At 69.8% G+C, this 13,898-nt stretch carries 11 protein-coding genes; 5 read left to right on the top strand and 6 right to left on the bottom strand.

Features of this window, described 5'->3' with window-relative positions; all coding sequences use genetic code 11:
• Positions 1–4: 4 nt before the first annotated feature.
• Positions 5–1,609 carry an alpha/beta fold hydrolase gene (locus tag AB5J50_RS47365; protein WP_369264711.1) on the bottom strand — a complete coding sequence of 535 codons (1,605 nt, stop codon included), beginning with the start codon at positions 1,607–1,609 and terminating at the stop codon, positions 5–7.
• Positions 1,610–1,621: 12 nt separating this feature from the next.
• The gene (locus AB5J50_RS47360; protein WP_369264710.1) at positions 1,622–3,175 is read right to left on the bottom strand and encodes an alpha/beta fold hydrolase; all 1,554 of its coding nucleotides are present in this window, start codon (positions 3,173–3,175) and stop codon (positions 1,622–1,624) included.
• A 594-nt stretch (positions 3,176–3,769) separates the two neighbouring features.
• On the opposite strand from AB5J50_RS47360, the gene AB5J50_RS47355 reads away from it, so the two are divergent.
• Positions 3,770–4,969 (top strand): RNA-guided endonuclease InsQ/TnpB family protein, encoded by a 1,200-nt coding sequence (locus AB5J50_RS47355; RefSeq protein WP_369265707.1) that lies wholly within the window; start codon positions 3,770–3,772, stop codon positions 4,967–4,969.
• Positions 4,970–5,025: 56 nt separating this feature from the next.
• Here AB5J50_RS47355 and AB5J50_RS47350 read toward each other — a convergent pair whose 3' ends face one another.
• From AB5J50_RS47350 to AB5J50_RS47340, 3 genes are all read right to left on the bottom strand, one after another.
• Complete coding sequence (locus AB5J50_RS47350) at positions 5,026–5,556, bottom strand: hypothetical protein (protein ID WP_369264709.1); 531 nt, start codon at positions 5,554–5,556, stop codon at positions 5,026–5,028.
• A gap of 227 nt (positions 5,557–5,783) precedes the next feature.
• A complete protein-coding gene (locus tag AB5J50_RS47345) occupies positions 5,784–6,692 on the bottom strand; it encodes a GlxA family transcriptional regulator (protein WP_369264708.1) in 909 nt (302 codons plus the stop codon).
• A gap of 10 nt (positions 6,693–6,702) precedes the next feature.
• The gene (locus AB5J50_RS47340) at positions 6,703–7,302 is read right to left on the bottom strand and encodes an isochorismatase family protein (RefSeq protein WP_369264707.1); all 600 of its coding nucleotides are present in this window, start codon (positions 7,300–7,302) and stop codon (positions 6,703–6,705) included.
• A 238-nt stretch (positions 7,303–7,540) separates the two neighbouring features.
• Between AB5J50_RS47340 and AB5J50_RS47335 the strand changes: the two genes are divergently transcribed.
• From AB5J50_RS47335 to AB5J50_RS47325, 3 genes are all read left to right on the top strand, one after another.
• Positions 7,541–8,929, top strand: coding sequence for an SGNH/GDSL hydrolase family protein (locus AB5J50_RS47335; RefSeq protein WP_369264706.1), 1,389 nt, complete (start codon positions 7,541–7,543; stop codon positions 8,927–8,929).
• A gap of 62 nt (positions 8,930–8,991) precedes the next feature.
• Positions 8,992–9,855 carry an alpha/beta fold hydrolase gene (locus AB5J50_RS47330; RefSeq protein WP_369264705.1) on the top strand — a complete coding sequence of 288 codons (864 nt, stop codon included), beginning with the start codon at positions 8,992–8,994 and terminating at the stop codon, positions 9,853–9,855.
• 75 nt (positions 9,856–9,930) lie between these two features.
• Positions 9,931–10,485: an isochorismatase family protein gene (locus AB5J50_RS47325; RefSeq protein WP_327434204.1), complete on the top strand. Its 555-nt coding sequence runs from the start codon at positions 9,931–9,933 to the stop codon at positions 10,483–10,485.
• Between the two features lie 45 nt (positions 10,486–10,530).
• On the opposite strand, the gene AB5J50_RS47320 is transcribed toward AB5J50_RS47325, so the two are convergent.
• Positions 10,531–11,253: a peptidoglycan-binding protein gene (locus AB5J50_RS47320; protein ID WP_369264704.1), complete on the bottom strand. Its 723-nt coding sequence runs from the start codon at positions 11,251–11,253 to the stop codon at positions 10,531–10,533.
• Positions 11,254–11,417: 164 nt separating this feature from the next.
• Here AB5J50_RS47320 and AB5J50_RS47315 point away from each other — a divergent pair, with 164 nt between their 5' ends.
• Complete coding sequence (locus AB5J50_RS47315) at positions 11,418–13,883, top strand: polysaccharide lyase 8 family protein (RefSeq protein WP_369264703.1); 2,466 nt, start codon at positions 11,418–11,420, stop codon at positions 13,881–13,883.
• Positions 13,884–13,898: the final 15 nt, after the last annotated feature.

The raw sequence follows: 13,898 nt of genomic DNA, 5'->3' as shown, positions 1-13,898 counted from the left end.
GGTTTCAGGGTCCGATCTCGAACTCAGGCGGCTCAAGGCTGTTCAGGCATCCGGTCTTCGGCGCGGCCGGGGTCTCGAAGAACGAGACGGCGATCTCCTGGGCGCACTTCGACGTGGCGAACACCACGTGCGGCTCGTAGGGGACCGTGACGACCTTGGCCTTGCTCAGCGTGCGGGCGACATACGGCCCGTTGTCCGCCCCGGTCTGGGCGTCGAACGCACCCGACAGGGCGAGGGTGGGGATGTCGCTGCGCGTGACGTCCCGGATCGAGGGCGCAGCGGCGGGGACGTTCCAGACGTCGCAGTCCGGATGGAGGAAGGTGAGCAGCGGAGCCTGGGCCTGCACCGAGCGGGGGAACGACGGGAATTCCTTCTGTCCGCCCTGGAGCGCCGCGTCCTTGCTCTCGTACGGCGTCCACTCGCTGCAGAAGATGCCGTAGGAGAGACCGTGCGAAACCACGCCGATGCCCTTGGGGTTGGTCCTCCAGCCCGCCCACTGCTGGGCGATCCGCTGCGGCTTGCCGTTCGCCAGCTCGTCGAGGGAGAGGGGTACGACCTCTGCCGTGTGGGTGGCGGAGGTCAGCCAGTTCACCAGGGTTCCGCCGTCGATCACGACCTTCACCGGCTTCTCGCTGCCGGGGACGGTGACGGTGGTGGTGACCGGCTTGGCTTCGAGGTCGCTGACGAGCTTCTCGAAGGTGGCCGACAGGTTCGGATAGCGCTTGTTGCACGCCGGCTGGTCCGCGCAGGCCTTGAACAGGCCGTCGACGCCCTGCCGGAAACTGCTCCAGGTCGAGGCCGAGCCGGACCTGGACGGCGGCAGTATGCCGTCGATGCCCACCGAGCGGAGCCCTTCGGGGTGCAGGCGCATGTAGACGAGCGCCAGGTGGGTGCCGTAGGAGATGCCGTACAGGTTCCACTGCTCGACGCCGAGCGCGGTGCGCAGGTCCGCGTAGTCGGCGGCGCTCTCGGTGTCGTTGTAGGCGCTGAGGTCGATCCCGCGGCCCGCCAGCTTGTCGCGGCAGGCCTTCGTGGCCTCGACGTGCTGGCGTTCGGTGGACGGAGCGTCGTAGACGAGGCCGACCACACGTGCGTTGAACTCGTCGATGTTGGGGCAGAGGAGTTCCGGGTCGGCCGAGTACGTGCCGCGCTGGGACATGAAGATCACGTCCCGGTCGCGGTTCAGGCCGCCGTCGACGGCCATCTTCGCCTCCCCCACCGCATCGTCTCCGGGTCCGCCCGCGAGCCACACGATGGGGTCGGGTTTCGGCTTGTCGGTCGCGGCGGGCACGATCGCGACACCGAGTTTGATGGTTTTACTGCTCGGTTCGGCGCGGTTCTCGGGCACGGTGAGCGTTCCGCAGCGGGCCTCTTTCAGCTCCTCGATCGGTTCCGGTGTCTTCGGGCAGGGGCCCGGTTCGAAGCGGGCGTCACCCACCGTCCTGGCTACCGTGCCGATCGGCGCTCCGGGGCTGGTGTCGGTGCGGGACTGCGCCTGGGCGGGCGCTGCGAGCAGGCCGGTGACGAGGATGCCGGTAGCCATGCCGGCCGACGTGGCCTGGAGTCGTCGTACGGTACGCCGACGACGGGGCGCGTGGTGGAGTGCCATCTGCCCTCCCGATCATTTCGGGATGATCGTGAACGGTTGGGGCTCGAGGCCGTCCACACAACTGGTGTCGGGCGCGGTCGGGCGAGCGAGGAACGAGGCCAGCACGCTTTGCGCGCAAGGCGACTGCGGGACCACCCAGTGGCCGATTCCGGGGATCTGCACGGCGGTCGAGTTGGACAGGTCACGGACCACGCCCTGCGCCCAACTCGCCCCGGTCTTCACGTCGAACGTGCCGGAGATGACGAGCGCCGGCACCGAGCTGACCGTGGCCACCCGCTGCACGGAGGCGCGGTCCGGAACGTTCCAGATCCGGCAAGCCGGGTACTGGAAGGGAAGTTGCGGCACCTGGGCCAGGACCGTGTCCGGCCACCCGGGGAAGGCCTTGCGCCCCGCTTTCAGCACGTCGGGTTCCGAGTACCCCGGCGCCCACTCGCTGCACGCGATCGAATTGGTCAGGCCGTGGGCGAACACGCCGACGTTCTGGACCGAGCCGGCCGCGCGGGCCTTCGCGAAGCGCTCCGGGTTTCCGTGGCTGAGTTCGTCGAGCGCCGCAGGGAGGTCCTTGGGCCGGGGCTTGAAGGCGATGATCTGGTCAAGCAGCGCGCCCCCGTCGAGGACGACCTTGACCGGCTTCCCTCCGCTCGGCGGCGGGACGTTCAGCGTCAGGGGGTGTGCCTCCAGCTTGCGCACCTGCTCCGTCAGCGTGCGGGGGAGGTCCGGGTACCGGTCCTTGCAGGCGGGCTGCGCCGCGCACGCCTCGAAGATGGTGTCGATCCCCTCAGCGGCGCTGCTCCATCCCCACGGCAGGACCGCGGACTGGGGAGGTGTTATCGAGTCGATCGCCACCGCGCGGATCCCCTCGGGGTGCAGGCGCAGGTACGTGAGGGCCAGGTCGCTGCCGTAGGAGTACCCGTAGACGTTCCACCGGGGGAGGTCCAGCGCCTTGCGCAGGTCGGCGAAGTCGGCGGCGTTCTCAGTGGTGTTGTAGGCGCTCAGGTCGATGCCGTCGGCCACCAGGCGGTCCCGGCACTCCTTCACCGTCTTCAGCATGAGCTGTTCCGTCTGCTGTGTGCCATAGCGCAGGCCGACGGCCTGCGCGTTGAACCGGTCGATCTCGGGGCAGGCGAGGTTCGGCTGGTCGTAGAGGTTGCCGCGCTGGGCCATGATGATCAGTTCGCGGTCCTTGTTCAGGCCGGAGTCGACGAGGAACGGGATGTCGTCGAACGTGTCGCCACCGGGGCCGCCCGCCATGAACACCACGGGGTCCTGTGCGGGCTTCGCCGGGGTGACAGCCGGAATGACCGCCACGGCCAGCTTGATGGTCCGGCTATCGGGGCGGGAGCGGTTCTCGGGGACTTCGAGGAAGCCGCACCGTGCGTTGCTCAGCGCGTCGATGGGCTCGGGCGGCTTCGGACAGAGGCCGGGCACGAACCGCGACGGGGCTGCCGGGCTGGGCCCGGCGGACTGTGCGAGTGGTGACGCGGCGCTGGCGGGTGCGGGGCCGAATGGTGTCAGGCAGAACAGCGCGGCCGCGGCAGTCACCGCATGGATGCTGCGCTTTGGCATGTGATCCCGTTCCTCAGCCGACATCGGCGGCGGCCCTGCCGGGCCAGGCCGCAGCGGTTTTGGGCGGAACGCGCGCTTTCGACGCTACCGGGTGGCACGTTCGCGCGCACGCGGAGCGGTCGCAACCCGTGGACGGGGCCGTCCCCGGCCGTCCGACATGATGGGAGGCACGGCGTCCCGACGGCGGACGCGTCCTGGTGACATGAGGGACGAGGGATGGCGATGATCATGGATCTCGTCGTGGACGGTGCGAGGTTCACGGTTACGGAACGCCCGGGCAGCCCGGGCGTTCACGACTTCGTGTGGCAGCCGGGCCTCAACCCCGGCTACCAGGATTCATTCGTAGTGCTCCGGCCTTCAGGCCGGGGGTGAAGCGAATCAGATGGTGGCGACGCGGAGCGTCGCGGATTCTGGTCCGGCGGAGCCGGATGCCGCGTGTTCACCACCGTGGCGCGGAGCGCCGCGAGGGCCGGTGCCGGCGGGGCCGGGCGATGCTCACATCGGCCGGTTCTGCTGTTCGATGGACTGCTTGACCACGGAGAGCGGGGCGCCGCCGACGGATCCGGCGAAGCAGGACCCGTACCAGGCTTTCGCCTGTACCCGGACTCCGGCCAGCGTGCCGCGCTGGCGAGGGCGTTCGGGTGCGCCCGCGTCGTGTTCAACGACGCCGTGCGCACCCGGGAGGACGCCCGCCGGGCGGGCGAGGCCTTCCCGGCGCCCGGTGAGCTGTCGAAGAGGCTGATCACCGAGGCGAAACGGACCAAGGCCCGCTCGTGGCTGGGCGAGGTCTCCTCGGTGGTGCTTCAGCAGGCGCTGCGCGATGTGGAGGCCGCCTGCCGGAACTTCTTCGCCTCCCTCAAGGGCCAGCGCCAGGGCGCGAAGATGGGTGCGCCCCGGTTCAAGTCCCGCAAGGACACCCGGCAGTCGATCCGCTTCACGGCCAACGCCCGCTGGTCGATCACCGACAACGGGCGGCTGAACCTTCCGAAGATCGGCGCGGTGAAGGTGAAGTGGTCACGGACCCTGCCCACACGGACCTCCTCGGTCACCGTGATCAAGGACGCGGCCGGACGGTACTTCGCCTCCTTCGTCATCGACACCGACCCGCACGCCGACGCCACCCGGATGCCCGACACCCACCAGATGCTCGGCATCGACCTCGGGCTGACCCACTTCGCGGTCCTCTCCGACGGCACGAAGATCGACTCCCCCAGGTTCCTGCGCCGCGCGGAGAAGAAACTCAAGAAGGCCCAGCGGGAGATGTCCCGCAAGCAGAAGGGATCCAAGAACCGTGAGAAGGCCCGCCTGAAGGTCGCCCGCGCCCACGCGCAAGTGACCGATGCCCGCCGGGAGTTCCACCACCAGCTCTCCACGAAGCTGATCCGCGACAATCAAGCGATCGGTGTGGAGGACCTGGCGGTCAAGGGACTCGCGCGCACCAGAGTGGCGAAGAGTGTGCATGATGCGGGCTGGGCGCAGTTCGTACACACGCTGGAATACAAGGCGGTCAGGTACGGGCGGACCGTGGTGAAGATCGGCCGGTTCGAGCCGACCAGCCAGGTCTGCTCGGAGTGCGGGGCCAAGGACGGGCCCAAGCCCCTGCACATACGGACTTGGACCTGCACCGCCTGCGGTGCGGTCCATGACCGGGACCACAATGCCGCGATCAACGTGAAAACGGCCGCCGGACTGGCGGTTGCAGCCTGTGGAGCGCAGATAAGACCAGGACGCGTCCTGGCACAGCGCGACGAAACAGGAAGCCACGGATTCTCCACCGAACCCCGTGCCGCGTAGCGGCACAGGGTCGGACGAGAAGGCCAGAATCCTCGGGCTTCAGTCCGAGGAGCAAGTCAATTGATGAGCGCGTTGGCGATGACGACGATCACCCCGAGCAGTGCGTCGACGCAGCCGATCGCCAGCGCCGTACGCCAGGGCCGCCGCGCGGCGCGTGCCGCGGTCACGCCCCAGCCGAAGAGGAAGACGATGTTGAACGCGAAGGCCGCGTACTCGATGTCCTCTGACGGCCACCAGCCCCAGCCCGCGCCGAGCAGCATCACCACCGTGGGCAGGGTGGCCATGACCAGGGGCCATTCGTCGAGCAGCAGCCGCAGCGCGCCGGTCAGCCCGGGGTGGGAGCCCTCGCCGCGCTGGGCAATGATGTGCGCGTATCCGTGCGCCGACGCTGAGGCGAACGCGGTGACCAGCAGCCACTGGGCGTCGTACAGCCGGACCTCGCGCGCCGTTTGGCCGTACTGGGTGAGCGCGGCGACCATCGAGCTGGCCAGCACGGCACCGTACACGCCGCCGAACAGCACGTTGGGGCGCGTGGCCTCGCGGCGCAGGGCGCGACCGCCGCGGCGGAGGATGTGCGGAGTGTGCATCGTGGACGTCCCTCGACTGTCGGCGTCTGTCATGTGCGGGCAGGAATCATCTACCTGAACCCATGACAATCGAGTCATTGAGGACGCCACCATCCGTCGCGCCGCCGGAAGCCGTCGACGACGGAGAGGCCGCCCGCGTGGGACGGCTCACCGAGCGCGAGCGCGACGGCTGAGCGTCGACACGCTCGACGAACTGCGCCACCCACTCGGACTGATGTCCGGCGCGGTCAGGCCGTGCGGGCGCGGAGGCGGCGCAGCATGCGCGGGTCCTCGAAACCGACTGAGCGGGCGGCGGCGTCGATCGTCGCGCCGTGGCTGATGAGGTGCTGGGCGCGCTCCAAGCGGAGGGTCTGCTGGTAGCGCAGTGGGGTGAGCCCGGTGGCGCGGCCGAAGAGGCGGGTGAGGGTGCGTTCGCTCACGCCGACGGCCGAGGCGAGGGTGGGCAGGGGAAGCGGTTGGTCGAAGCGGGCGTCGATGAGGTCCTGGGCGCGGTGCACGGTGTCGTCGAGGTGGGACCGGTGCCGGAGCATCGCGCTGGATTGCGGTTCATGGCCGTTGCGGCGGGCGTAGACGACCATGTCGCGGGCGACTTGGGCGGCGGCTGCCGGGCCGTGCCGGGTCGCGACCAGGTGCAGGGCCAGATCGATGCCGCTGGCGATGCCGGCCGAGGTGATCACCCGGTCGTCGGCGGTGAACAGGACGTCGCGGACGACCAGCGCCCTGGGGTGGCGCAGGGCCAGCTCGTCCTGCACGTCGTGATGGGTGGTGCAGTGGCGGCCGTCGAGCAGACCGGCCTGGCCGAGCGCCTCGGCTCCGGCGCAGACGCTGGCGACCGTCCCGCCCCTGGCGTGGTGGTCCCGGAGGACCTGGAGGGCGGCGGCGCCGACGGCGGGACTGTCGGCCAGCGCGACCGAACGCCAGCCGGGCACCACGATCAGATCCTCCGGCCCGAGCTCCGGCCAGTCGAGCCCGGCCACCAGCGGCAGCCCCTGGGCGGTGCAGACCTGGGGCTGCTCGGCGACGTAGGAGAGCGTGTAGGGGTGCCCGAAGTCGGCGGCGGTGGAGAAGACCTGCGCGGGACCGGCCAGGTCCAGCAAGTGGACTCCGGGCACCAGGAAGAAGACGATATGGCTCACGATTCGGTCATCATGCCCGAGGTTCCGCCGAGGCCTCCAGCTCGTCGACCGTCGCGATGGTGGCGAAGCGTCCGGCGAGGGCGTACTCGGTGCGCCTGATGACCTCGTCGGCAGGCAGTGTGCGGGGGTCGGCCAGCAGTTCGGCGACGCTCTGGCCGGCGGGAGCGTCGCGGTGCGGGATGGGATTGGTCGCGGTCGCGTCGACGACGAAGGTGACCTGGTAGCCGAGGTCACTGGCGACGCGGGTGGTGGTCTCCACGCACTGCTCGGTGCGGATGCCGCAGACGGTGAGCTCGCGGATGCCGCGTTCGGTGAGGAGTTGCTGCAGGTTGGTGGTGGTGAAGGCGTTGTGCGAGGTCTTGTGGATCAACGGCTCCCCGTCCGCCCGCTCCAGCTCCTCCATCAGCCGGACATGGCCGAGGGCCGGGTCGAAGACATCGCCGCTGCCGGGCTCGGAGTGCAGCACCCACACCACCAGCTCCCCGGCCCCGCGGGCGAGCCGGACCAGGCGGTTCACCTGGTCGGCGATCTTCAGGTCGGAGGTGGTCTCCCACAGCGGACGGGCCCGGAAGGACTCCTGGACATCGATGACGATCAGTGCTCGGGTCATGCCCCAAGCCTGAGCCGCGCGGACAGGGCGGCGACAGGCCGCATCGGGTCCGGCAGCGGACCGATCCGGTCAACGCCGAGGACGCAGCCGTGATGGGCGCTGATCCGAGCCGGGGGCTCACATTCGGCCGATCTCGTCCCTCCGCTCGTCCGACCCCGGGGAGATGCCTTACGGTGCGCCACTGAACCGGTTCAGTGTCATCGCCGGAATCCCGGGAAACAGGGAGGGCGCACCATCCATGAATAGAAGATCGTCGCTCGTGAGCCTCGTGGTCGCGGGGATTCTCGCGGCCTCCGCCGCCTTCACTTCTCACTCCGGCCTCACTCCTCACGCGGTTTCCGCCCCTCACGCGGCCTCCGCTCCTCACTCGGCCGAGACCACTGACTCCCCACGCGGGAACGCGCATTGGGTGAACACCTGGGTGTCCATGCCGCAGCTCACGGAGCCCGGCAACATGCCACCCGCGCCGTTCACACAGGACAAGCGCGTACTGGCCGACGCCACGGTGCGGCAGACCGTCCAGGTGTCGGTCGGCGGACGGCACATGAGACTGCGCTTCTCGAACGCGTTCGGGGGTGCGGTGCTGCCGCTCACCGCCGTCTCGGTGGCCTTACCGGTCGACGGGCGGGCGGGCGTCAGTGCGATCCGGCCGGGGACCTCCCGGCCGGTGACGTTCCACGGCCGGTCCTCGGCGGTGGTGCCGGTCGGAGCGCAGCTGGTTTCCGATCCACTGGACTTCGACCTGGAGCCGGGCTCCAATCTCACCGTGACGACGTACCTGGCCCAAGGGCAGGCGTCCAACGACATCACCTCCCATCCCGGTTCCCGGACCACCTCCTACCTGCAGGCCGGAAACCACGTCACGGACGACGACTTGGCCGGCGCCACGCCGACCAACCACTGGTACTTCCTGAGCGGCGTCGAGACGTGGTCCAGGGCCGGCACCGCGGCGGCCGTCATGCTGGGCGACTCGCTGACGGACGGCCGCGGGTCCACGACCAACGGGAACAACCGCTGGCCGGACCAGCTGCTCAGACGCCTGCAGTCCCAAGCAGACACGGCCGGCACCGCGATCCTCAATCAGGCGGCGGGCGGCAACCGGGTGCTCAACGACGGTCTGGGCCCGAGCGCGCTCGCGCGCCTCGACCGGGACGTGCTGGCGCAGAGCGGAGTCGACTGGCTGCTCGTCTTCGAGGGCGTCAACGACATCGGGACCGCCGAGCCCACGCCGGCCGCCCAGAAGCAGGTCACGGACGACCTGATCGCGGCCTACGACCAGATCGTCGTCAGGGCGCACGCGCAGGGCATCCGGGTGTACGGGGCGACGCTGACTCCCTTTGGAGGCAACGCGCTCTATGACGACGCGGACGGGTACCGCGAGGCGTCCCGGCAGGCCGTCAACCAGTGGATTCGCACCAGCGGCCGGTTCGATGCCGTGGTCGACTTCGACAAGGCGGCCCGAGATCCGCTGCAACCCGCACGGCTCCTGGCGACGATCGACGACGGTGATCATCTGCATCTCAACCCGGCCGGCTACCAGCTCCTCGCCGACACCGTCCCTGCCCGGCTGTTCCAACCCTGGCCGCTCCCCAAGGACTTCGGACTCGATGAGGCCTCGCCGTCCTGAAGTGATGTCACACTTCGGCCGCTTGGCGTCCTCTTGGTGGGAGACACTCACAGGAGGCCCGTATGCAGGAGAAGGTCCGCGCCACGGTCGAGCTGTCCGCCGGGACGATCGAGTACGAGGACACCGGCGGTGACGGTCCCGTGCTGGTGCTGCTGCACGGTCTGATGATGGACGCCTCGCTGTGGGACGGGCCTGTCGCGGACCTCGCCGCCGACCATCGCTGCGTCGTCCCGACGCTCCCCCTCGGCGCCCATCGCCGGGCGATGCACGCGGACGCCGATCTTTCACTGCCCGGGGTGGCCCGTCTGGTCGCCGAGTTCCTCGACCGTCTCGGCCTGCGGGATGTCGTCCTCGTCGGCAATGACACCGGCGGGGCGCTCGTCCAGCTGCTGATGTGCGACGACGCGGATCGCGTGGGCCGGGCCGTTCTCGTCTCGTGCGACGCGTTCGACAACTTCCCGCCCGGGCTGACGGGCAAAACGCTCGTGCTCTCCGGCAAGCTGCCGCCCCGGCTGTTCGGGCTGTTCATGCAGCAGATGCGGCTCCGGATGCTCCGACGGCTCCCGATCGCCTTCGGATGGCTGACCCGACGAGGGGACGCGGCGACAGCGCGTTGGATCGGGCCGGTCCTGCGCCGCCCCGACATCCGCCGCGACACCGTACGCGTCCTGCGGGCCGCGGCGGCCGACACAGGCCTCCTGCTGTCCACAGCCGCACGCCTGCCCGGCTTCAAGCGTCCCGCCCTGGTGGTCTGGGCCGCCGAAGACCGGGTGATGCCGCCCGAGCACGGCCGACGCCTCGCCGCACTCCTGCCGCAGGGCCGGCTGGCCGAGGTCGCGGACAGCTACACCCTCGTCCCACTGGACCAGCCGGCGGAACTCGCCCGGCTGATCCGGGAGTTCACCCGGGCACCGCACACCGACTGACCATCACGCCCACGACATCCGGCCGTTCCCCTCCCGATCACCTCGCCCCGAGCAGGGCGCCGCTACCGTGGCGCCATGCCTCACACCTCCGCCCTCCTCGTCATCGACATGCAGAACACGCTGATGGCCATCGCGCACCGGGCCACCGAGACCGTCACCGTGATCGCCGGGCTGCGCGAACGCGCCAAGGCGGCCGGTGTGCCGATCGTGACGATCCAGCACCGGGGTGACGGTCTGGAGGCCGGCACCGAGGGCTGGCGGATCGCGCCCGCACTCGCCCCCGCCGACGACGAGACGGTCGTCCACAAGACCACGGTGGACGGCTTCCTCGACACGGACCTCGACAAGACCCTCAAGACCCTGGGAGTCACCGAGGTCGTCGTCACCGGGTTCGCCACCGAGATGTGCGTCGACACCACGGCACGACAGGCCCTGAGCCACCGGTACGACCTGGTACTCGTCGCCGACGGACACACCACGTCCGCCCGGCCCGACACGGGCGAGCTTGTCTCGCCCGAGCGGTCGATCGCGCATCACAACGAGCTCTTCCGGCATATCGGTTACCCCGGGCGGAGCATCCGTGTGCTGCCCGCCTCGGAGGTGGACTTCGCCGCGGGCCGGAGCGCCTGACGACGAGGTCGTCCCCCATCAAGGCCATGCCACACAGGGGTCGCGCTACTGCCCCGTACGGGATTCGAGGTCGGCCCGGGTGTCGTTGCCGTAGACGCCCGTCTCGTCGCCCCGGATGCCGTACCAGAGTTGGAAGCGGGCGACGGCGGCAGTGAGGGTGGCGTCGTAGGTGCCGCTGGTGCTGCCGTTGTCGTAGACGTTCGGGATGCGGAGCAGCCGTTGCTGGAGCTCCGTCACTTCGGGGCCGCTGTCGCCTTCCCGGAGGGTGCCTGTGCCGTCCGGGTCGGCTGCCCCGGACGGGGCTCGGGCCGCGGGCGTGGCCGATGGCTGGGCCCCGGTACTGGGTGCGTCGTCCTGGGCGCCGCCCGGCAGCAGGAGCGCGAGGGCGAAGCCGACCAGGGCCGCCGCGGTGACGGCGACGGCGATCGCGGCACGCCGCAGGCCGAAGCCGCGCCCGGGTCCGCGCCCACTGCCGTACCGCCTCCCGGGCGCGGGGGACTGCCCCGCTGCGCCCCCGGCGTAGTTCTCCCCCGCCAGGACCGGCGGCAGCTCCTGGGTCTCGTACTCCTCCGGGGGCGGCAGAAGCCTCGTCGCGGTCGAGGGGACCGCGATCGACTCGTACCCCTCGTCCGAGTCGGCTCCACCGTCGTCCTCGCGCACCTGCCTCACCAGTTCCGCGAGCGCCTCCGAGCGGCGGCGGCGCTGGACGTGGGTGGGTTCGAGCGCCGGGCGCCGCACCGGCTGCCCGGGCTCGGTCGGTATCGACACAGTCTTCTCCTTCCGTGCGCGCGGTCTCCTTCCATCCCCGTGGAGTGATACGAGGGTGCGCGCCCGGTGGTTCAGCCAAGGCCACACCCCATCAAACGATCGATACGTTCAATTCGGTAAGACTTGTTGAGCGTTTGAGCGTCCGCGTGCTAGAAAGCGCCGTCATGACGACTCGTTGGTCACGCCGTGGCTTCCTGGCCGCAAGCAGCGGTACCGCGCTCGCGCTCGGGATGCACACCACCGCCGATGCCCTTCCCCTCACCTCCGCCGAGATCTCCGAGAGCGCCCAGACCGCTGAGGCCGCGGACGAGTTCGCGACCCTGCGGGCGAAGTGGCGCACGCTGATCCTGGGCGAGGGATTCAGTCCCACCGCCGAGCCCTTCACGACCCGGCTCACCGAACTGGGCACCACCGCAAGCCAGTTGCAGTCGACGATGGCGCCGACGACCGGCTCGCTCTGGCCGGATCTGGTGTACGCCGATCCGGAGCCCGACACCGACCAGGAGTCGTACAGCTACTCCGGCAACCTCAACTCCAGCTACAACCGGCTGAGCACGCTCGCCCAGGCCTACTCCCAGGCAGGCACCGGACTCACTGGCGACAGCGGCCTGCGGGACAACATCCTGACCGGTCTCGATCACCTCTACTCCGAGGTCTACAACGAGAACCAGACCCGCTACGGCAACTGGTACAGCTGGCAGATCGGCGCACCGCAGGCGCTGCTCGACGTGTGCGTGCTCATGTACGACCAGCTGTCGGCCGCGCAGCTCGCCGACTATGTCAACGCGGTGGACCACTTCGTTCCGGACTCCGCGGTCTCCACCTACAGCGGCACGAGCACGGGCGCCAACCGGGTGGACCTGTGCCGGGTACTGGCCCTGCGCGGGGTCGTCGGCGCGAGCTCCGCGAAGATCGCGCTGGCCCGGGACGCACTCTCCCCCGTCTTCCCGTACGTCAGCAGCGGGGACGGGCTGTACACCGACGGCTCGTTCGTCCAGCACACCACCGTCCCCTACACCGGTTCGTACGGTTCGGTGCTGCTGGGCGGGCTCGGGATGCTCTTCGCGCTGCTCGCCGGGTCCACGTGGGAAGTCACCGACTCGGGCCGGCAGATCGTGTTCGACGCGGTGGAGAACGCCTGGGCGCCGTTCCTCTACAACGGTCTCGTCATGGACGGCGTGTCCGGGCGGGCGATCAGTCGCGGCCTGTCCGCGTCCGACGCCAAGCAGATCCAGCAGAACGACCATCTGCGCGGTCATCCGATCCTCGCGTCGATCGTGCTGCTCGGGCAGGGGGCGAGCAGCACGGAGAACACCCGCTGGCGCGGTCTGGTGAAGGGCTGGATGCAGCGCGACTACTACAGCCCGCCCATGAGTGACCCCTCACTGGGTCTCACAAGTCTGGCCCGGCTCAAGGGAGTTCAGGACGACACCACGGTCTCCGCGATCGCCGAGCCGACCGGGCACCGGCTGTTCACCAACATGTCCCGGGCCACCCACCGCCGCCCCGGCTGGGCCGCGTCGATCAGCATGGCGGACCGGCGGATCACGTACTACGAGACGGGCAACGGCGAGAATCTGCACGGCTGGCACACCGGTTCCGGAATGCTCTACTGGTGGGGCGACACCTTCTGCAACGGCCAGTACAGTGACGCGTTCTGGCCCACCGTCGACCCGTACCGTCTGCCGGGCATCACGGCCTCCCGCAAGGTCCTCGCGGACGCGGCGGGCGGTGACTGGGGCGCCTCGCTGCCGGATGTCAACTGGGTCGGTGGCACCACCGACGGGCAGCGGGCCGCGATCGGCCAGTACCTCAAGGGCCTGCAGAGCACACTGCTGGCGAAGAAGTCGTGGTTCTGTCTGGACGACTCGATCGTGTGTCTCGGCGCGGGGATCAAGTGCACGGACGGCACGGCCGTGGAGTCGACGGTCGAGAACCGCAACCTCGGGCCCACCGGAAGCAGCGCCTTCACGGTGGACGGCACCGTCAAGTCCACCACCTACCCCTGGTCGGAGACGCTCACCGACGCGGCCTGGGCGCACATCGGCGGCCACGGCGGCTATGTCTTCCCCGGCGGAGCCACCGTCAAGGCGCTGCGCGACGCCCGCGACGGCACATGGAGCGCCATCAACAAGGGCGGCGCGACGACCGTGCTGAACCGCAAGTACCTGACGATGTACGTCGACCACGGCACCGACCCGACGGCCGCCACGTACGCCTATCTGGTCATGCCGGGCGCCACCGCCGCGCAGACCCAGACCCGCGCCGCCGCGACGACCTGGCTGACGATCCTCGCCAACACGGACAGCCAGCAGGGTGTGAGCGTCCCCTCGCTCGGCTTCACCGGCGTCAACTTCTGGTTCGGCGGCACGGTCGGCTCTCTCACGGCGAGCAATCCGTGCTGCGTGATGATCAACGAGAAGAGTGACGGCACCGCGGTGATCTGTGTCAGCGACCCGATGCGCATGCAGACCAGCCTCACCCTCACCTGGAACAAGGCGGTCTCCTCGGTGACTTCGAAGCCGTCCACGGTCACCTCGGCGACCACCGGCTCCGCCCTGACGCTCACCTTCGGCGACCTCAGCACCACCGCGGGCGTCACCCAGAAGATCACCGTCAAGCTCGGCTGAACCGAAGGGAATCGG

This window comes from Streptomyces sp. R35, assembly GCF_041053035.1.
Classification (GTDB): Bacteria; Actinomycetota; Actinomycetes; order Streptomycetales; family Streptomycetaceae; genus Streptomyces; species Streptomyces lutosisoli.
The sequence above is the reverse complement of the archived record's forward strand: the minus strand, read 5'-3'. Positions and strand labels throughout refer to the sequence as shown.